Source organism: Alteromonas sp. (genome assembly GCF_984505615.1).
The window spans coordinates 1-19,978 of sequence record NZ_CFHOXV010000048.1; the positions used below are offsets into that span (position 1 = coordinate 1).

Below are 19,978 nucleotides of genomic sequence, written 5' to 3' on the forward strand. Positions count from 1 at the left end.
ATTGCCTAACTCTAAGACTAGCTTAGAGGTGAGGCGGACCATCTAATTAAGCCCTCATACGAGGGCTTTTTAAATGCTTTGGATTTGATTAGTTAGTCAGGTCGTCGAAAAATTTCTTCACGCCGTCAAAGAAACCTTTTTCCTTCGGACGGTGCTTTGCAGAATCGCCTCCCATGGAGTCGTCCAGTTCCTGCAGCAATTCTTTTTGTCTTGCAGACAGGTTAACCGGGGTCTCAACCACTACCTTACACATCAGATCGCCGGTTACGCCGCTTCTTACCGACTTCACGCCTTTTCCGCGCAGACGGAACATACGGCCGGTTTGGGTTTCCGGGCTCACTTTCAGCTTCACTTTACCGTCAAGGGTCGGTACTTGCAGCTCGCCGCCCAGGGCAGCGGTTGTGAAACTCAGTGGTACTTCGCAGTACAGGTTATTGCCGTCACGCTGGAAGATATCATGCTCGCGCACATGAACCTGAACATACAGATCACCTGCCGGTGCACCGTTCTCTCCTGCTTCGCCTTCGCCGGTTAAGCGGATGCGGTCGCCGGTATCAACGCCCGCCGGAATTTTAACCGACAAGGTTTTCGTTTTTTCTTTGCGACCATGACCATGACAGGCATTACAAGGGTCGGAAATAATTTTGCCCCGCCCGGAACACGTCGGACAGGTTTGCTGGACAGCAAAGAACCCCTGACGCATTTGTACCTGACCGTTACCATGGCAAGTTGGGCACGTAGTTGGCGAAGTGCCTTTTTTCGCACCGGAGCCGTGACACGAATCACATTCCACCAGCGTAGGTACGCGGATTTCAACTTCTTTACCACGCACCGCTTCTTCAAGCGATAACTCCAGGTTGTAACGTAAATCGGCTCCCTGACGTGCGCGGGACTGACGTCCACCGCGGCCACCACCAAAGATATCGCCGAATACATCACCGAAGATGTCACCAAAGTCTGCGCCACCGCCGAAGCCTGCACCACCACGATTCGGATCCACACCGGCATGACCGTACTGATCATACGCAGCGCGTTTCTGCGAATCGGTCAGAACCTCATAGGCTTCCTGGATTTCCTTAAATTTTTCTTCCAGTGCTTTATCGCCCTGTGTGCGATCGGGGTGATATTTCATAGCCAGCTTTTTATACGCTTTCTTAATATCGCGTTCGCCAGCACCTTTATCTACACCCAGCACTTCGTAGTAGTCACGTTTCGACATATCGCTTACTTTTCCTACTCGTTACATCAAGCACCCGGTTCAAGTTGCCTTAAACCACACACTTTTAAATCATCCGGCAATGAGCCGGTCTTTACACGACAAAGGCGCAACAAGAACTTCCTGCTGCGCCCGGCTTGTACAGCACTCCGGCACAAAGAACCGGAGACACACTGACTACAGCTTATTTTTTGTCGTCATTCACTTCTTCGAATTCAGCGTCAACAACGTCGTCTTCCGCTTTCTTACCGGAAGCTTGCTGTTCAGCACCGGCATCTGCGCCGCCTGCTGCACCGGCTTGCGCCTGAGCTGCTTCCATCAGTTTAGAAGACGCCTGGATAAGCTCCTGCGTTTTCGCTTCGATTTCAGCTTTGTCTTCGCCTTTAGTGGCGGTTTCCAGCGCTGAAATAGCGGCTTCGATTGGCGCTTTGTCGTCGGCACTTAATGCATCGCCAACTTCATCAAGCTGCTTACGGGTAGCGTGAATCATACCGTCAGCCTGGTTACGGGCCTGAATCAGTTCTTCGAACTTCGCATCAGACTCTTTGTTTGCTTCCGCATCAGCAACCATTTTTTCGATTTCTTCATCGCTCAGACCAGAAGATGCTTTGATGGTGATCTTCTGCTCTTTACCAGTATCTTTGTCTTTCGCAGACACATGCAGAATACCATCAGCATCCAGGTCGAAAGTTACTTCGATTTGTGGTGTACCGCGTGACGCAGGACGGATACCTTCAAGGTTGAACTGACCTAACGACTTGTTGCCGGCAGCTTGCTTACGCTCACCTTGCAGTACGTGTACTGTTACCGCAGACTGGTTATCTTCCGCCGTTGAGAAGGTTTGCGATTTCTTAGTAGGAATCGTAGTGTTCTTCTCAATCAGTGACGTCATTACGCCACCCATGGTTTCAATACCCAGAGACAGAGGCGTTACGTCAAGCAGCAGTACGTCTTTCACGTCACCGGACAATACACCGCCCTGGATTGCCGCACCAACAGCAACTGCTTCGTCAGGGTTCACGTCTTTACGTGGCTCTTTACCGAAGAAATCAGTAACGTACTTCTGAACCAGAGGCATACGCGTCTGACCACCAACCAGAATGATATCGTGGATATCAGATACTGACAGGTCAGCATCAGCCAGCGCCTGCTTAACAGGATTCAGAGAATCTTTCACCATGTCTTCAACCAGAGATTCCAGTTTCGCACGGGTCAGTTTAATCGCTAAGTGCTTAGGACCTGTCGCATCAGCAGTGATGTACGGCAGGTTAACTTCTGTTTGCTGTGAAGAAGACAGTTCAATTTTCGCTTTTTCACCGGCTTCTTTCAGACGCTGCATGGCCAGCGGATCTTTACGCAGGTCAATGCCCTGATCTTTCTTGAATTCGTCTACCAGGTAAGTAATTACACGGTTATCGAAGTCTTCACCACCTAAATGAGTATCACCGTTAGTTGCCAGCACTTCGAAGGTGTGCTCGCCGTCAACTTCATCGATTTCGATGATAGAGATATCGAACGTACCACCACCTAAGTCGTAAACCGCAACAACGTTATCGCCTTTCTTCTTGTCCATGCCGTAAGCAAGGGCAGCAGCAGTCGGCTCGTTGATAATACGTTTTACTTCCAGACCAGCGATACGGCCGGCGTCTTTAGTCGCCTGACGCTGAGAGTCGTTGAAGTATGCAGGTACTGTGATAACAGCACCGGTTACTTCTTCGCCCAGGAAGTCTTCAGCCGTCTTCTTCATTTTCTTCAGCACTTCAGCTGAAATCTGAGGAGGCGCCATTTTTTCGCCTTTGGTCTCAACCCATGCATCACCATTGTCAGCTTTAACAATTTTGTAAGGCATGATGTCGATATCGCGCTGTACTTCTTTATCTTCGAAGCGGCGACCGATCAGACGCTTGATAGCGAATAAAGTATTTGTCGGGTTGGTTACTGCCTGACGCTTCGCAGACTGACCTACCAGAGTCTCACCATCGTTTGTGTAAGCGATGATTGAGGGGGTTGTGCGATCGCCTTCGGCGTTTTCAATTACGCGAGGTTTGTCGCCGTCTAGAACTGCGACACATGAATTCGTTGTACCTAAGTCGATACCAATGATTTTACCCATTACGTGTCTCCAAAATAAGAATCTTTAATTTCTGCATTATTAGTGGGGTTATTCCCGCACCATTTCAATAGTCGCCAGAAAAAATCTGTCGTTTTTGGCTTCCGCCCCGGTTAAGCCTGCGTATCAACGCCACCTTCAGGTGCACGGGACACCATCACCATGGCCGGACGAAGCAGGCGACCGTTAATTTGATACCCTTTCTGCATCACGGCCATTACGGTGTTCGGCGCGTGATCTGCACTTTCCTGCATAGACATCGCCTGATGCAGCTCCGGGTTAAAACCTTCACCCTGTGGATCAATAGGTGTTAAACCGAATTTTTCAATTGTGCTGACGAAAGATTTCAGCGTCATATCCACGCCTTCAAGCAATGGCTTGACCGCATCGTTTTCACCGTCACCGGCCTGGATAGCACGTTCCAGATTATCGATAACCGGAAGCAGTTCACCGGCAAAACGCTCTAACGCGAACTTACGGGCTTTTTCCACTTCAGCTTCAGCACGACGGCGGGCATTTTCCATATCAGCACGGGCACGTAATACGCTGTCCTGTTGTTCTTTAATCTGCGCCTGAGCGTCAGATAAAGCCGTTTCCAGTTCGTAAACTTTTTGCTCGTGCTCAGAAACCGGTTGCGCCTCTGCAGCGTCTTCGTTAACTACTTCACCCTGAATCACTTCTGCGTCTTCAGGCTGTTTTTGATCCTGCACGTCGCGATCTTCGCTCATGCTATCCTCCCAACAATACTCATCTGCGGTGAATTTTTGTTTAGCGGCCTGCACAGGAAAGTCCGTGCCACAGGCTGCGTGAATGCGTTCAGTGGGGCTATTAATGGGGTTACTTACCCACCCTTCAAGGGTATCCATGAAAAATTTGTGGCTAAACCGCGATTTTTTTGTGATTTGCTTGCCAACGGGTTTGCTGTAGAGTTTGTTAACGAATTGTTTTCATCTCTTTCTGGTCATGTTTAGTATCTGGACTGTCGGCGTTATTACCGTGATTTATCTCACGTTTTTGTTTCTTGTTGCCTTCTGGGGAGACAAGCGTTTGCGCGACAATCAGCAGCATCCGGTGCTGTACAGTTTAGGATTAGGCATTCACTGCACTTCCTGGGCATTTTTCGGCACAACCACTCAGGCGTCACAATTTGGCTGGGCACTGGTACCGACGTATGCCGGGATCATTGCCGGTATGGCTTTTCTTTTTCCGGTGCTGATAAAAATTTCCCGTTATTGCCAGAAAAATAATGTGACCTCACTGGCAGACTTCTTCGCCCTGCGCTTCAGGCATTCACATTTTCTGGCTGCCTCAGTCACCGTATTGTGTTTTACCGGCGTTATCCCGTACATTGCACTTCAACTCGATGCCATTTCAGCCAGCATCCGCCTGATTGCTTATGATGCAGAACAGGGAACCAACACGGTTGGCTTGTATGTCGCCGGACTCATGGCTCTGTTTGCCATTTTGTTCGGTACACGCACATTAAACCTTACCGATAAACATCCCGGGCTGGTGCTGACCATTGCCGTAGAATCGGTGGTGAAACTGGTGGGGCTTTCCATCGTCGGTATTTTTGTCTGCTATGGCCTGTTCAGCGGGCCTTTTGACTTAATCGCTCAGGCTGCCAGTCACCCCGTTGCCAGAGAAGTGCTGTACGCAGACAGCGCACCGCTTGTGTATGCCAGTCACGTCCTGCTGGGAGTTTGCTCACTCTTTGTATTGCCCAGACAATTTCATATGAATTTTGTTGAGTGTAACGGTGAAGGAGAAATGCGCACCGCACGCTGGCTGTTTCCTCTCTACCTGCTTGGCATGACGACGTTTATTCTGCCGGTTGCACTGGCCGGACACGTGTTACTGGACACCTCAGTGGTAAAAACAGATGCCTTTGTACTGGCATTACCATTACAGGCCGGCAATGCCGGTGTGGCGCTGGCCGCGCTGATAGGTGGTCTGTCAGCCACCACCAGTATGATTATCGTGGCAACCCTTGCCCTTGGCATCATGATTTCCAACAACCTTATCACGCCTTTATGGCTGAAAATCCGCCTTAAAGACGACCCACATAACACCATGACGCCATCGACCCTGCTGACGGTACGACGTTTAACCGTGCTGGTTGTGCTGTCAGTGGCGTACTGGTATCACGTGAACGTCAGTCAGTCGGCGCCACTGGTGAAAAGCGGTGTGATTGCTATTGCGTTACTCGGACAACTGCTGCCGGCAATGTTGTTAAGTCTGTACTGGAAAAAGACATCAAAGACAGCCGTCATTATTGCCATTTTCACCGGCTTTTGTTGCTGGTGCGCCTGGCTGCTCTACCCTTCTATTCTGTCGAGCTATTACTTTGAAAGTCCGCCCACTGAACTGGAGCTGGGCCGGAGCTTTATCATCAGCCTGTTTATTAACCTGGTCACCCTGGCCGGATTGTCTCTGCTTTTTAATCAGGGCAGCGCCAGGTCTTTTCAGGCACCGGATACAGGCGATATCGTCAGCGACAGTCATCCTGATCTGGCAATCAGATTAAGAGATCTGTTCCTGCTCACCGGCCGGGTACTGGAGCCATCGGTGCACCGCACGCTTAAAAGTCAGTTGTCCCATTCTTCTGCCTATGCAGAAGGGTTTGCCAGTGCAGGCCTGTTGTCACGGGTGGAAAAATTACTGGCTGCTCAGATGGGCACACCGGGTGCCCGTATTCTGCTTTCAGCCATTGCGCAAAAGCGCGGCGGCGAACTCAGTGACATCGTAGAATGGGTAGAAGAAGCTTCCCAGTCATTCCAGTTTAATCACGACATATTGCAGTCTTCGGTGCAAAATATACAGCAAGGGATAAGCGTACTGGATCAGGATCTTTCCCTGCTGGCCTGGAACGACCGCTATACAGAGTTATTTGGCTATCCACCAGGATTCCTGAAGGCCGGTATGCCGATCCAGTCCTTATTGCAGTACAACGCTGAGCGCGGCCTGCTGGGCAATCATCCGGATGTTGAAACAGAGATAAGCAAGCGTGTTGCTTACATGGAAAACGGCAGCAGTTACCAGTATATCCGCAAGCAACCCGACGGTCGGGTAATAGAGCTTAACGGCAGCCCGTTGCCCCACGGTGGTTACGTGACTACCTACAGCGACATTACAGCCTATATACGCATTCAGGATGAACTGCGGTCAGCAAAAGAAGATCTTGAGGTTCGCGTAGCACAACGTACGGCTCAGCTTGAACAGGCGAAGCAGGAAGCCGACCGGGCGAGCGAAAGTAAAACCCGCTTTCTGGCTGCTGCAGGTCACGACCTGATGCAACCTTTCAATGCTGCCACTCTGTTTGCCGGCATGTTGTCGCAGAAAACCGAAGGCACCGGACTGGCAAGTCTGTCACAGGGACTGGTGACATCACTGAACAGTGCCGAATCATTGCTCTCTACCTTGCTGGATATGACCAAACTTGAGTCCGGAGTATTGGTCCCGCAAGTCACTGAATTTGCCCTCGACGACATGCTGTCACCGTTGGTGGATGAGTTTAAGGTTATTGCAGAACAAAAAGCGCTGTCACTCCGTTATATTCCCTCTGCGCTGGTTGTGCGTTCAGACAAAAAACTGCTCCGGCGTATTATCCAGAATCTGATTTCAAACGCGATCCGGTACACTCCGGAAGGCAAAGTGCTGATTGGCGTCCGGCGACGGTCAGACAATCAGATTCAAATCAGGGTTTACGACACCGGAACCGGGATCCCTGCGGGTCAGCAAAAAGCGATTTTTAATGAATTTCATCAACTGGAACATTTACCCGGTAATCAGGGGCTGGGTCTGGGGCTGACCATTGTTGAAAGGATCAGCCAGCTTCTCGGTCATCCTGTTGCGCTGGAATCGGAAGTGGGTAAAGGAACGGTATTTACAGTGACGTTACCCCGTGGCGTAAGGGCACTACAGAAAAGTAGCAATATACTTGCAGCAGATATCAATCCAAACATGGCAAATACGGCAAACTGGCTGGCTGAAAAACACATTTTAGTGCTGGAAAACGACGACCAGATCATGAATGCGATGAAAACCCTGCTCACCGGTTGGGGCGCGACTGTCACCGGCAGTCAGTCATTGCAACAGGCCAGAGCCGTTTGTCCTCAGGCGCCGGATGTGATGCTGGTTGATTTTCACCTGGATTACGGCGAAAAAGGCACAACATCGGCCGTTGCGTTAAAAGACTTCTGGCAAAAAGATGTACCCGGTATTCTCAATACAGCGAACCGGGAAGACGGTGTGAGAGATGAAGCGGCAGCAGCGGGTTTGCGCTATTTACCTAAGCCGGTAAAACCCGCTGCGTTAAAGCGCATGCTGAAAAAGCTTATCGTCACAGACGGATAAACCACAGTCAGCCTGACTGCGCGCTTTATAGTCACAATTACCTGATGCACTGACACTATTCCGCGCCGGTGAGTTGACGGAAAAGCACGCCGGCACGGGTACGGTTTATCACATTGAGTTTACGTAACACCGCCGAAGCATGTTGTTTCACTGTGGATTCAGAAATAGACAATTCCCAGGCAATCTGTTTGTTCAGCAAACCATCTGCCATCATTTTGAGCACAGTAAACTGATGCGGTGTGAGTTGAGCCAGTCGTTCTGCAAATTCTGCCTGAGCGGCGTCTTCATGAGAGGCTAATTCAGCCTCCAGCCCGTCCGGCAACCATTGACCACCATCCAGCACCTGACTGACGGCACCGGCAATTAACGGCAATGGCGTTGATTTGGGAATATAACCGCTGGCCCCCAGATCGATGGCTTTGCGAATAAGATCCGGTTTGTCCTCCGCTGACACCATCACCACCAGCACATCAGGAAATGTGGTGCGAAGTTCACTCAACCCTGTGAGTCCATCGTTGCCTGGCATGTGAATGTCCAGGAACACCAGTTCAATACTGTCATCCTGAATCAGGGCGTCTCTGGCTTCACTGAATGTTGACGCCTCAACCACTGACTCACCGGTGATGCCGGCCAGCGCCTGGCGCATGGCGGCGCGGAATAACGGGTGATCATCAGCTATCAGTACATTGGCCTGCATGGGTAAATCCGTTTGAGTCATATTCATGAATTACTTTGACGAAGTCTGCCTCCGGGTTCAAGTCATCAAACACAAAAAGGCGGCCCTTGCCGCCTTTCAGAGTTTACACACAATCAGAGTCAGAACCGGTAGCCTGCGGTAAGTTGTACCGTGCGCGGATCGCCGTAATAGCCAATCAGCGTGGTGTCGTTACCCAGACCGGGACCGTAACTGCCATCTTCATTACGGGTGACAAAGTCATAACCGCCAACCAAATATTCTTCGTCAGTCAGGTTTTTCACGTGCAGACCACCGTACCAGTTGCCTTCCATGCTTTCCCAGCTTACGCCAAGGTTGACCATACCGTACGCGTCTTGCTCAATAAGGTCGCTGGTTTCAAACAGCAGATAGTCATCACGGTAGTAATAGTTTGCGTTGAAAATGAAATCACCCATGCTGGTTTGCAATAAATAGTTTGCACCGAAATTCAGAGTGTTTTCCGGTGTGCTTGCCAGTCCGATTAGCGGCGGCGTTGCATTATTCTCTTTAATTTCAAAATCGATAAAACCGTAGGCCAGATCAAACTTCAGCGCCTCATTCACCACGTAGGTCATCTCCAGCTCAATACCCGAGGCGGCAGTTTCAGCGGCGTTTCTCAGACGCTGAAGCAATGCGGTGGGATCATCGGAGTTACCTTCAATACCGATATACTGACGATCTTTATGGTTGTAGCTGAAAGCCGTGGCATTAACGCGGAACTGACTGGTTAAATCACTTTTCACGCCCAGTTCAAACGAGTCCACCACTTCCGGTGAAACACCGGGTTCATTGATTGTCGCGCGGGGGTTAAACGTACCGGACTTAAAGCCCTGAGAATAACTGGCGAAGAACATGGTGTCCCTGGTGTACTGATATTCTACCCCGACCCGCGGCGTAAAACGTGACCAGCTTTCTTTTGCCGGCGCATCAAGCACGCCGTCGCCATCGGAATCGCTGCCCAGCACCTGCGGCATAGTCAGACCGTCAGGACGGACATAACCGTCAATCCAGCCGGATTCAGGGTACAGATTAAACAATACCGTGCCATTATTTACCGTTGCCTGTTTTTCTTCGTCGGTATAACGGGCCCCCAGAGACAGAGAGAGTTTATCGGTAATATCGTAATTTAACTGGGTATACGCCGCCCAGCTTTCACTGTTATTACAACCGGACACTTCACGGGTGAAACCCGGCGTACCTTCAGGGAAGATGCCAAGCGCCGCGTAGTCCCGCCCCAGCACACCAAGTACCGCATCAAATACACCGCAGGATTCACCGTCATAATAATACAGGCCACTCACCAGACTGAACGCACTGCCGGTATAGTTCGCCTGAATTTCGTGGGTATCGTTAGAGTCATCGTAAATGGCCGGTACGTCAAAAATATCCAGCTGAGTATTATCAAAATCGATATTGGTATCAGAAAAGCTCTCACGGTGGGAGCCGATATATTTCAGTTCCAGATTTTCATTTACATTGTATCTGGCGAGCCAGCTGAAGCCTTCCAGTTCAACATAGTTGTCTGTGGGCATGCTGGTGTAAGAGTCGAAAACGGAATCCGGTTGCGGTGCGTCGGTACGTAAGCTTGGCAGTAACCGGTAACCCCCTTTGGCATTTGAATCATCTTCGGTTTTATCCCAGCCGAAACGTAAAAACAGGTTATCAGACGGATGAATTTCCAGGGTCAGTCTGGCAGCCCACAGATCTTTGTTGTAGTTTTCTGTATCCTGGCCGTCCAGTGCAGAGATCAGAAACTCACCGTAGCCATCGCGGTTCAGGTTTGCATAACCCACACCCAGGTAGACTCTGTCTTCAATCAGCGGCATCTGACCGGTTAATTTCATGTCGCGGCGGCTGTAATTGCCCAGTGTCACTTCAGCGTTAAACTGAGGTTCGCCGGTCATTTCTTTCGTGACATATTTCACCGCACCACCAATGGTGTTCTTACCGTACAGTGTGCCCTGCGGCCCGCGCAGCACTTCAATTCGCTGTACATCAAGTAAATCCAGCACCGCGCCCTGTGGCCGTGCCATATACACATCATCAATGTAAATCCCCACACCGGGTTCATAACCCCAAAGCGGATCCTGCTGACCCAGCCCGCGGATAAATGCTGTTAAGGTAGAGTTGGTACCACGGCTGGTTTGCATAGTGGTATTCGGTGAGAACTGCTGAATTTCCGTCAGCACGCTGATGCCCTTTTCCGTTAACTCAGTAGCACCGATTGAAGTAATAGCAACAGGCGTTTCCTGTAGTGACTCTACCGTTTTACGGGCCGTCACCTCAATGCGCTCTAATTTGCCTCTGCTTTCATCGTTGTTTTGCTGTGCAAATGCAGTCTGAGTGCTTAAGCACGCGGCTGTGACCGCCACTGCACTTAGCGTGCGGGTAAAGCGGTTAACGGGTTTCTGTGCGTTTATCATGATGTGTCCCTTTTGTTATCTGTTTCAACTATTCGGCACTGAAGCTGCGGTCTGAGGTAAACTCTATGTTAATTTTTTGTAGCAGTAAGTAGTACCATCGTACTATGGGCATCTTACTGATTTAACGACACAATCTTTTCAGTTCCTGAAGCGTCTGCGGTCACAGATTGTTATTAAGGAACCCGATATGATCAGTATGATTGGCCTTACAGGCGGGCTTGCCCTCCTTATTGTGCTTACCATCCGCGGCATGAATTTATTTATTGCTGCTCCGCTTTGCGCCGTCATTGTGGCGCTTACCAGCGGTATTCCTCTTTTTCAGGGCGAAGAGAATTTTGTCACCCTCTACATGGGTGGCTTTTCCGGCTTCATTGCGGCCTGGTTTTTTATGTTTTTGCTGGGGGCTATTTTTGGTAAATTCATGGAAGATACCGGTGCGGCAGACTCCGTGGCCCGCTGGATAGTCGATAAGCTGGGTTTTAAACATGCCGTGCTGGCTGTGGTGCTTGCCTGCGCCATTTTAACTTACGGTGGTGTAAGTCTGTTTGTCGTGGCATTTTCGGTGTACCCCATGGCGCTCAGCCTGTTTAAAGACGCCAATCTGCCCCGCCGTTTTATTCCGGCTACACTGGCGTTCGGCTCTGTCACTTTCACCATGACATCAGCAGGTTCACCTGAAATCCAAAACTGGATCCCGATAAAATATCTGGGTACATCTCCCTTTGCAGCATGGGAAGTCAGCTTGCTGGTTGCTGTCTTTATGGCCTCATTCGGTTACTGGTGGCTGAAGCGCATGATTAGCCGTGCCATCGCTAACGGCGAAAAGTTTGAAAGCCGCACCGGGGATCCTGAAATTGAAGCCAGAGATTACCCCAGTCCGCTGACCGGCATACTGCCCCTGTTTGTCGTACTGGCATTATCCTTTTTACTCCATGACAGCATGGCGCAACTGGCATTAATCGTTGCACTGGCAGGCGGCGTACTGACGCTGATGATCATCAATTTCCGCTACTTTCATAATTTATCCACCGCCATTAACGATGGCACAACCGGTGCTCTGGTCGCCATTGGCAACACTGCCGCCGTGGTGGGTTTCGGTGCCATCGCCAAACACACAGAGGCTTTTCAGCAAACCGTTGAAATTATGACGCATATTCCCGGCAATGAACTGATTGGCGCAGCGATTGCGGTCAGTGTCATCGCCGGACTCACCGGCTCAGCGTCCGGCGGCCAGGCCATTGTTTTACCGCTGGTTGCACCGCATTATATTGACCAGGGCGTGCAGCCCGAACAATTGCACCGCATCGTGTCTATTTCATCCGGCGCGCTGGATTCATTGCCGCATAATGGTTACGTTGTTACCACCATCCGTGCTATTTGTCGCGAAACCCACAAAGCCGCATACGGTGCCATGGCGGCACTGACCGTGGTAGTGCCGGTTATTGGCTTAGCTATTGCCATTACGCTGTTCAGTCTGTTTTAAGGAAAATGATGACTACATTTATGACTAATTTTCGTAGCATACTGGTAAGGTTAATTGTCTTATGCGCGGTAGCCGTCCAACCGGCCTGTGCCGCCACACCGCCCAACCAGTCAGGTACAGCCATGTTGATGACAGAAAAGCAGGTTTTCACCACTACTCAGTTTGAAACTTACGGCGGAGAAATTATTCCTGAAGTGAAAGTTGGCTGGGAAAGTTACGGCAAACTCAACGACGCCAAAGATAACGTCATACTTATCACGCATTATTTTTCAGGAAACTCACACGCCGCCGGCCGGTATCACAAAGATGATGCGGAACCCGGATACTGGGATGCCATTATCGGCCCCGGCAAGGCCATAGACACCAATAAGTTCTTTGTGATCAGTGTAGATTCTCTGGTAAACCTGTCCGCTTACGACCCGAACGTGGTAACCACAGGCCCGGCCACCGTCAATCCCCAAACCGGTAAGCCTTATGGTTTGTCGTTTCCTGTGGTAACCATCCGCGATTTTATCAACGTACAAAAACTCGTACTGGAAAGCCTTGGCATTTCATCGCTGCATGCCGTTGCCGGTCCTTCTATGGGCTCGATGCAGGCACAGGAATGGGCCGCGACTTACCCGGACTGGGTGCCCCGAATGGTTGCCGTGATCCCTGCGGCTCAGGCCGACGCCTGGACCACCGCCGCGCTGGAACAGTGGGCCACGCCAATCCGGCTGGATAAACACTGGAATAACGGTGATTATACCCGTGATAATCCGCCAAAAGACGGTCTGGTCGCGGCACTCATGAGCATTACTCTGCAGGCGCTGCATCCGGATTTTTTCAATCAGCAAGGCAAAATGCTGGGCTATTCTCCACAGGAAAAAGACCCGCTTGAGGATATTCATGCCACTCATACAATCATTAACTGGCTCAGAAGCCGGGCAGAAGACCGTGCTGATTTGATGGATGCCAACCACCTGCTTTACCTGGTACGCGCTAATCAATTGTTCGTTGCCGGCTACCGGGGTTCCTTGCAAGAGGGGCTGAAGAACGTTAAGGCGAAAACGCTGTATTTACCCGCTGAAACCGATCTTCTGCTGATGCCATACATGGCTGAATCTCCACATGGTATTTTGAAATCACAAGGCAAGAATACGCAACTCAGTTATCTGAAAGGCGCATTGGGGCATCTTGAAGGAGTGGCAGACATCAAACAAAAAGCACAACTGCTGCGCCGGTTTTTAAACGACGAAACTGAATGATGCACCCGGTTCCTCATTCAAACATTCACGATTCATAACGGAAACACGATTTATGCACGGATTGAAAAACAACGCCACCGCCGCCCTGCTCTCAGCATTTTTTAGCGCCGGCGCAATGGCACAGGTGCCGGCGCTTAACCTCGATACTGATCACATCACGGTGTCAGGCTTGTCTTCCGGCGGTTACATGGCCAACCAGTTTCATCTGGCTTACAGCGACTGGATTGACGGAGCAGGCATTCTGGCGGCAGGCCCTTATTACTGCGCCAAAGGTGATATCAGCACGGCGCTGAGTCAGTGTGTTGATAAAACAGAACCAGCCATTGATGTGAATGCACTCACCGGAAAAGTAAGAACGCTGGCGCAGGAGGGAAAACTGGCGCCTTTGTCAGCACTGCAAAACGATAAGGTCTGGTTATTTCACGGCACCCGCGACGTACGGGTGAACAGCGCCGTCAGTGACGCACTGAACGCCCAGTATGCGGCCTTGATGCCGGCTGAACAAATTACTTACATTAACAGTAAACCGGTTGCCCATTTATTCCCTACAAAGAATAACGGCGGACAGTGTATGTCCTCTGACTCACCCTATATCGGCCGCTGTGACTATGATGCTGCAGGTGAAATGCTCAACTTCCTGCTGGACGGTTTACAACCCGCCAGCGACAAGCTGAGTGGTGAGGTGGTGAGTTTCAGTCAGCAGACACTCGCCGGCGATAATGCCTCTACCCTGGCAGAAACCGGCTATGCTTATATTCCTGCCAGTTGCCGTGAAGGTGAACAATGCCGGGTGCATGTCAGTTTTCATGGTTGTAATCAGTACGCAGAAGCAGTGGGCAAAGCTTACGTAGAGCAAACCGGCTTGAATAACTGGGCCGACAGTAACAATATGGTGGTGGTGTACCCGCAAACCCGCAAATCGCTTTTCATGCCTTTAAATCCTCAGGGCTGCTGGGACTGGTGGGGTTACACCGGAGAAGATTACGCCACACGCAGCGGAGAGCAGATTAATGCCGTCCGCGATATCGTTCTTGGATTATCATCAAATTAAGGTTCTATCATGGCTTTGAATATATTTATCACTGGCGGTGCCAGTGGCATCGGGTATGGCATTGCTGAATCACTGGCAAATGACGGGCATCATTTAATCATTGCAGATATTAATCTTGATGCCGCTGAGTCTGCTGCTCAGCAATTAAAGGACGCCGGCTTCAGCGCGCAGGCCGTTGAAGTTAACGTATGCGATGCTGAGCAGGTCGCAGCACTTCCCGGCAAACTGGGAGACGTGAAGGTAGATGTGCTTATCAACAATGCCGGCATCCAGCATGTGTCTAAAATTGAGGATTTTCCGGCTGAAAAATGGCAACAGCTTATCAATATTATGCTGGTTGGCCCTGCCCTGCTTACCCAGGCATTTTTACCCAATATGCGTGCTGATGATTTTGGCCGCATTATCAATGTGGGTTCAATACACTCGCTGGTTGCATCTCCTTATAAATCGGCTTATGTCGCAGCAAAGCACGGCTTGCTTGGGTTTGCCAAAACCATTGCGCTTGAAACCGGCGACTGCAACGTCACCATTAATACCATTTGTCCTTCTTATGTAAAAACCCCGCTGGTAGACAAACAAATTGCTGCCCAGGCTAAGGAAAACGGGATCAGCGAAGAAGAAGTGGTAAATGAAATTATGCTCAAGCCCATGCCTAAGAAAGCATTTATTTCAATGGACGAACTGGGCGCGACGGCGAAGTTTCTCATCAGCGACGGTGCACGCAATATCACCGGTCAGACCATGGTACTTGATGGCGGCTGGGTGGCGCGCTAACCCTTTCTTTTTTATCAAACTCTGTGCTAATGTCCGAAAAAATGTAGCAGCATGCGGGCATTAGCCAGATTATGACTTATCAAACCGTTGGCCTGATTGGTAAACCTGACCATACCGGCACTCAGGACAGTCTCAAACAAATAGCGACCTGGCTCGATAAACGTGGTTGCCGCGTTCTCATCGAAGAATCCATCATTGATGAGATGGATAACGACAAATACCCTGCCGCTAATTTAGTCACTATCGGAAAAGAAGCCGATCTTGCCGTGGTTATAGGTGGCGACGGCAGTATGCTGGGCGCAGCGCGTGTACTCTCCCGTTTTGACATTCATGTTGTCGGCGTAAACCGTGGAAACCTGGGTTTTTTAACCGATATCCACCCGGACCAGATTGAAGAACAACTGGATATTATTTTTTCCGGTGAAACCGTGGTTGAAGAGCGTTTCCTGCTGGAAGTGTGTGTGTATCGCCATGAAAAACTGAAAAGCAATAATGCCGCGATGAACGAAGTGGTATTGCACCACGGCAAAGTAGCTCACATGATGGAGTTTGAGATTTATATCGACGGCCAGTTTGTGTTCAGTCAGCGCTCAGACGGGTTAATTGTTGCCACACCTACCGGCTCCACGGCTTACTCTTTATCTGCCGGCGGCCCTATCATTGTGCCCCACCTGGATGCATTAACCCTGGTGCCCATGTTCCCTCATACCCTCAGCAGCCGCCCGATTGTGGTGGACTCAAAAAGCACTATTTCTATGCGGGTATCAAAAGTAAACAGCGACAGCCTGCAGGTGAGCTGTGACAGTCATATTGTATTGCCAGTTCTGCCCGGGGATGAGATCCGCGTGCATAAAAGTCAGGATACCCTGCGCCTTGTGCACCCTAAAGGCTACAGCTATTTCAATGTACTGCGGAATAAACTGAGCTGGGGCAGCAAGCTTTACTGATCCTCCCGCGCATTATGCCCGGTTAAAACTCATACCCCAGCATCTGAATATCCCGGGCGAAATGGTTAGCCACCTTTTCAGCCAGGTCATCATCGTAATAAGCGCGGTAGCGTTTTCTGTCATCCGCTTTACGCTTGTGAGGCAGCTTGATTTTTTTCAGTCCGATATGCTCACAGATGTTATCGAAATCCCCTTGCAGGTTTTCGTATTTGCCGACTTTATTTACCAGTACATTGCCGTGCAAATCCACCAGATAGTCAGACTGTAATTGCAGCGAAGTATCGATGTGATACTGATAAGGCCGCGCCGGATCAAACTTGAAACGCATGAAATCTTTAAAGTTGTCATGCCCTTCCAGCACCTGAGGGCGTTCCCGCTTGATGTGATAAAAAGAGCTGACCTGCAAATCCCAGGGATTGCGCACAAAAGCAAATTTATACAGGTTATTAAAATAATCCGCCGGCAACATTTCACTGGCTGCCACAATGCGGCTGTGACGGGGAAAACGGCATCCCAGTTTATGCCCGGTGAACTGGCTCAGCTTGTTCACTACAAACTGCGGCAGACCGTATTTAATATCCCAACGGTGAGAGGATAAGGCTTTTCTTACACTGGTACCACCGGTTTTGGCGATATGAACAAACAAAAACTGATGCTTATGGGATAACAACAAAACAGCGTCCTTACTCTTTTTCTTATTACGGCTCAGAATACGGTTGTCAGATGACAGAAAAAAGCCACTTTATGCATATTCACTGCAAATTACACGAAAATTGTAATAGGGGCTAACGGGCCAGCAAAGAGGTAAACACCTGAAAAGCCGGCGTGTCAGGATGTATCCAGTCGAAATGTCCGGCGCGTTCCACTACAACAAAAGTGGCCTCAGGTATGGGATTCTGTTCAATGGTCACCGTAATATCCTGCTCACCGGCAAGGATCCAAAGCGGTGTACCGTAACTGTAACTGACAGGATTTGCCTCAGCCCAGGCCTGCGGATCGTCCTCCCGGCGGCTTCCCATGAATGACGTCACAGCTTGCTGACAACTGCTTGCGCCCTGTGAGTAAGCCACGATGTCTGTAATGGGCGCAAGCCCGGTGATACGCGCCACAGGTAATGTGATTTGCTGACTGGCCAGCAATGCAAGGTGACCGCCTGAAGAGTGTCCGGCCAGCGTAACGCTGCTTTCGTCAAACGGATACTCATTCTGCTGATAAATATAATTGATGCTTTGTACGACATCTTCCAGCGTACCCGGCCAGCCACCGCCCTCATCCCCGCTGCGGCGAAAACCCGGCACCCACACAGCAAAACCGTCTTCCTGAAGCGCCGAGGCAAGAGGATAGAGTTGTTCCGGTCCGTACTGATTTGACCAGCAGCCGCCGTGGATCACAATCACCAGCGGCGGTGATGCCACGTCTGCGGGCATCCACAAATCGCCGGTTTGCAATGGCTCTTCACCATAGGCCATGTTTGCATCAGGAGATGTGGCATTCAGCGCCAGGACCTGACGGTAACTGACATTTTCTGTCACTGTTATGACAGGTTCACTGACAACCGGCGCAGACCGGCTGGTGCTGTCTCCCGAACCACCACACCCTGTCAGTAATAAAACACACACCGCCACAATGCCTGTCATTTTCATACTGCTAACCACTTGTCAGACTCTGTTTACTACATTTATCACAGTATAGTTGATCGCCACCAGCATTCTACAGGGTTCAAACAGACTGTGAGACCGGCACCGGATTTGATACCATGCCCGCGATTTTGCCCAGCCGGAAGAGCCCATGGCCAGACCTGAACCTGTTGTAGAAATGCTGACTTTTGGTATCCATTCAAAATGGGATGCTGAAGACAAAGCGTTGCCGAAGATAAAGACGTTCACCCTTGATATCCCCCTTGAACTGGATATTGAATTCGGCTTCATTGTGAATATCAAGCGGGCGAAAAATCAGAAGGTCCGGTATTGTATTTATCACCCCGACATACCGGGTAAAAACGGAGAGCCCATGGCGCCCTTCGACGGTGAGGAGTATGTACGCTCAAACGACTGGGACTTTTATTTAGGGGATACGCTCTGGGAACCCCTTGACGATAAAGCCGGTGACTGGCGCATGACACTGGAATTAAACGGCAGCATTATTGCCGATAAAACCTTCACTGTAGAACATGAACTCCCGTACGAGGGCGCTCAGTTCTGGCAACGCCGCAAACCTAAACTGAAGCGCTGGTAACCGGCCCGTTGATATTTGCACAAGCCGGTCTGAACACACCCGAGAATGTTGATATTTGAACATCCCAGGCAGAAATAAAAACGCAGGCCGGGCATATTGGTACACTCCGGCAAGCATATTGTTATGTTTCAATGAGTTTCTGCCATGTTTCAATCCCCATTCTTAGCTTCCCTCTTTGCATTCCGCCAGACGGCTTTTCGTTATGTAGAACTGCGTATTCTGTTTGCGTTACTTGTCCTCACTTATCCGTTCAGTTCGTTTTCAGGAGAACCCGCTAAGCCCTCTGCGCCGTTTACCGTCAATCCGACGCTATTTACGAAGCACGGCAACACTTTCCCTGCCCATAAATCGCCGGATAACGTACAGCACTTTACCGTATTTGAAGGTGTTCAAACTCAGGCGGGCTACAATCACGGCGCTGTGCTCACCGGCTTTAAAGGACAACTGTTCTGCCAGTGGCAAACATCAGGCAAAGATGAAGACGGACCCGGCACCCATGTCATTTACAGTGTCAGTGAGGACGGAGAACACTGGAATAAGTCCCGTATGCTTGCACCGGCCAGGGAGCACGCCATTGTTACCAGCGGCGGTTGGTGGACGCAGGGTGATACTTTAATCGCGTTTATTAATGTATGGCCAGACGATGCACCGCAAAAACAGGGGCATACAGAATATGCAACAAGTTCAGATGGCATCAACTGGAGTGCATTTAAACCGGTTAGCGGTGCCGGCGGACGCCCGGTACAAGGTATTATTGAGCAAGATTTGAAAGCTTTGCCGTCAGGCCGCATTCTTACGGCTTTTCACATGCAACCGGGTTTGCATGCGACACCTTATTACACTGAAGACCCCTCAGCCACGTCAGGATGGACAGCTGGCAGTTTCACCCGTTTACCCCACAAAGACACCATCAGCCGGGAGCTTGAACCGTCATCCTTTGTTGATGCAAACGACAACATTGTTATGACGTTTCGCGATCAGGCCGGCAGCTTTCGTGTGCTGGCATCGGTGAGTAAAGATAACGGTGACACCTGGTCTTTGCCTGCGGTTACCAATATGCCTGATTCACGGGCCAAACAGAGCGCCGGTAATTTACCCGATGGCACCGCCTATCTGGTTAATAATCCCTCCGGCACGAAAGACCGGCTGCCGCTGGTTGTCACACTCAGCCGTGACGGCAAACACTTTGATCATGCCCTGCTCGCCAGAAATGGATCTACCTTACCGCCGATGAAATTCGCCGGAAAATATAAACGCACCGGTTACAGTTACCCGAAGAGTATTGTCTGGCGCGATGCACTCTGGATCAGCTATGCCGTCAACAAAGAAGATATAGCCGTCACCAGAATACCGGTGAGTAGTTTGCGCATTCAGGATAGCCTCGAAACAAACCCTGACTAGTGTTATGCTACCGGTGGCAA

At 50.3% G+C, this 19,978-nt stretch carries 15 protein-coding genes; 8 read left to right on the forward strand and 7 right to left on the reverse strand.

Annotated features, from left to right (window positions below):
- Positions 1-88: 88 nt before the first annotated feature.
- The 3 genes from dnaJ to grpE all read right to left on the reverse strand — a co-directional run bounded on the left by dnaJ (position 89) and on the right by grpE (position 4,054).
- Positions 89-1,219, reverse strand: coding sequence for a molecular chaperone DnaJ (dnaJ, locus tag AC4PME_RS18340; RefSeq protein ID WP_119500929.1), 1,131 nt, complete (start codon positions 1,217-1,219; stop codon positions 89-91).
- A gap of 181 nt (positions 1,220-1,400) precedes the next feature.
- Positions 1,401-3,329, reverse strand: coding sequence for a molecular chaperone DnaK (dnaK, locus tag AC4PME_RS18345; RefSeq protein WP_491046679.1), 1,929 nt, complete (start codon positions 3,327-3,329; stop codon positions 1,401-1,403).
- 110 nt (positions 3,330-3,439) lie between these two features.
- On the reverse strand, positions 3,440-4,054 hold the full coding sequence (grpE, locus tag AC4PME_RS18350) for a nucleotide exchange factor GrpE (RefSeq protein WP_119503362.1): 615 nt from the start codon (positions 4,052-4,054) through the stop codon (positions 3,440-3,442).
- 235 nt (positions 4,055-4,289) lie between these two features.
- Here grpE and AC4PME_RS18355 point away from each other — a divergent pair, with 235 nt between their 5' ends.
- Complete coding sequence (locus AC4PME_RS18355) at positions 4,290-7,682, forward strand: sensor histidine kinase (protein WP_491046678.1); 3,393 nt, start codon at positions 4,290-4,292, stop codon at positions 7,680-7,682.
- Between the two features lie 55 nt (positions 7,683-7,737).
- On the opposite strand, the gene AC4PME_RS18360 is transcribed toward AC4PME_RS18355, so the two are convergent.
- Both AC4PME_RS18360 and AC4PME_RS18365 read right to left on the reverse strand, forming a co-directional pair.
- Positions 7,738-8,379, reverse strand: a complete 642-nt coding sequence (locus tag AC4PME_RS18360; protein WP_119503361.1) for a response regulator — start codon at positions 8,377-8,379, stop codon at positions 7,738-7,740.
- A gap of 119 nt (positions 8,380-8,498) precedes the next feature.
- Complete coding sequence (locus AC4PME_RS18365; RefSeq protein WP_491529693.1) at positions 8,499-10,820, reverse strand: TonB-dependent receptor; 2,322 nt, start codon at positions 10,818-10,820, stop codon at positions 8,499-8,501.
- A 187-nt stretch (positions 10,821-11,007) separates the two neighbouring features.
- Between AC4PME_RS18365 and AC4PME_RS18370 the strand changes: the two genes are divergently transcribed.
- The 5 genes from AC4PME_RS18370 (at position 11,008) to nadK (ending at position 16,322) form a co-directional block, all read left to right on the forward strand.
- A complete protein-coding gene (locus AC4PME_RS18370; protein WP_491046676.1) occupies positions 11,008-12,303 on the forward strand; it encodes a GntP family permease in 1,296 nt (431 codons plus the stop codon).
- A 20-nt stretch (positions 12,304-12,323) separates the two neighbouring features.
- Positions 12,324-13,550, forward strand: coding sequence for an E22 family MetX-like putative esterase (locus AC4PME_RS18375; protein ID WP_491046675.1), 1,227 nt, complete (start codon positions 12,324-12,326; stop codon positions 13,548-13,550).
- A 52-nt stretch (positions 13,551-13,602) separates the two neighbouring features.
- Entirely contained in the window at positions 13,603-14,601 is a 999-nt protein-coding gene (locus AC4PME_RS18380) for an extracellular catalytic domain type 2 short-chain-length polyhydroxyalkanoate depolymerase (RefSeq protein ID WP_491046674.1), read from the forward strand.
- Between the two features lie 9 nt (positions 14,602-14,610).
- Positions 14,611-15,375, forward strand: a complete 765-nt coding sequence (locus tag AC4PME_RS18385; RefSeq protein ID WP_491046673.1) for a 3-hydroxybutyrate dehydrogenase — start codon at positions 14,611-14,613, stop codon at positions 15,373-15,375.
- Between the two features lie 71 nt (positions 15,376-15,446).
- Complete coding sequence (gene nadK, locus AC4PME_RS18390) at positions 15,447-16,322, forward strand: NAD(+) kinase (RefSeq protein WP_119500923.1); 876 nt, start codon at positions 15,447-15,449, stop codon at positions 16,320-16,322.
- Between the two features lie 22 nt (positions 16,323-16,344).
- On the opposite strand, the gene AC4PME_RS18395 is transcribed toward nadK, so the two are convergent.
- Together AC4PME_RS18395 and AC4PME_RS18400 are read right to left on the reverse strand one after the other, a co-directional pair.
- Entirely contained in the window at positions 16,345-16,995 is a 651-nt protein-coding gene (locus AC4PME_RS18395; protein ID WP_491046672.1) for a sulfotransferase family 2 domain-containing protein, read from the reverse strand.
- 112 nt (positions 16,996-17,107) lie between these two features.
- Positions 17,108-17,965, reverse strand: a complete 858-nt coding sequence (locus tag AC4PME_RS18400; protein WP_491046671.1) for an alpha/beta fold hydrolase — start codon at positions 17,963-17,965, stop codon at positions 17,108-17,110.
- Positions 17,966-18,110: 145 nt separating this feature from the next.
- On the opposite strand from AC4PME_RS18400, the gene AC4PME_RS18405 reads away from it, so the two are divergent.
- Both AC4PME_RS18405 and AC4PME_RS18410 read left to right on the forward strand, forming a co-directional pair.
- The gene (locus AC4PME_RS18405; RefSeq protein ID WP_491046670.1) at positions 18,111-18,557 is read left to right on the forward strand and encodes a DUF3859 domain-containing protein; all 447 of its coding nucleotides are present in this window, start codon (positions 18,111-18,113) and stop codon (positions 18,555-18,557) included.
- A 144-nt stretch (positions 18,558-18,701) separates the two neighbouring features.
- The gene (locus tag AC4PME_RS18410) at positions 18,702-19,958 is read left to right on the forward strand and encodes a sialidase family protein (protein ID WP_491046669.1); all 1,257 of its coding nucleotides are present in this window, start codon (positions 18,702-18,704) and stop codon (positions 19,956-19,958) included.
- Positions 19,959-19,978: the final 20 nt, after the last annotated feature.

Bases quoted from the DNA above. Each gene is read 5' to 3' on its own strand.
- dnaJ (WP_119500929.1), bottom strand. From the start codon at position 1,219: ATGTCGAAACGTGACTACTACGAAGTGCTGGGTGTAGATAAAGGTGCT.
- dnaK (WP_491046679.1), bottom strand. From the start codon at position 3,329: ATGGGTAAAATCATTGGTATCGACTTAGGTACAACGAATTCATGTGTC.
- grpE (WP_119503362.1), bottom strand. From the start codon at position 4,054: ATGAGCGAAGATCGCGACGTGCAGGATCAAAAACAGCCTGAAGACGCA.
- AC4PME_RS18355 (WP_491046678.1), top strand. From the start codon at position 4,290: ATGTTTAGTATCTGGACTGTCGGCGTTATTACCGTGATTTATCTCACG.
- AC4PME_RS18360 (WP_119503361.1), bottom strand. From the start codon at position 8,379: ATGCAGGCCAATGTACTGATAGCTGATGATCACCCGTTATTCCGCGCC.
- AC4PME_RS18365 (WP_491529693.1), bottom strand. From the start codon at position 10,820: ATGATAAACGCACAGAAACCCGTTAACCGCTTTACCCGCACGCTAAGT.
- AC4PME_RS18370 (WP_491046676.1), top strand. From the start codon at position 11,008: ATGATCAGTATGATTGGCCTTACAGGCGGGCTTGCCCTCCTTATTGTG.
- AC4PME_RS18375 (WP_491046675.1), top strand. From the start codon at position 12,324: ATGACTAATTTTCGTAGCATACTGGTAAGGTTAATTGTCTTATGCGCG.
- AC4PME_RS18380 (WP_491046674.1), top strand. From the start codon at position 13,603: ATGCACGGATTGAAAAACAACGCCACCGCCGCCCTGCTCTCAGCATTT.
- AC4PME_RS18385 (WP_491046673.1), top strand. From the start codon at position 14,611: ATGGCTTTGAATATATTTATCACTGGCGGTGCCAGTGGCATCGGGTAT.
- nadK (WP_119500923.1), top strand. From the start codon at position 15,447: ATGACTTATCAAACCGTTGGCCTGATTGGTAAACCTGACCATACCGGC.
- AC4PME_RS18400 (WP_491046671.1), bottom strand. From the start codon at position 17,965: ATGAAAATGACAGGCATTGTGGCGGTGTGTGTTTTATTACTGACAGGG.
- AC4PME_RS18405 (WP_491046670.1), top strand. From the start codon at position 18,111: ATGGCCAGACCTGAACCTGTTGTAGAAATGCTGACTTTTGGTATCCAT.
- AC4PME_RS18410 (WP_491046669.1), top strand. From the start codon at position 18,702: ATGTTTCAATCCCCATTCTTAGCTTCCCTCTTTGCATTCCGCCAGACG.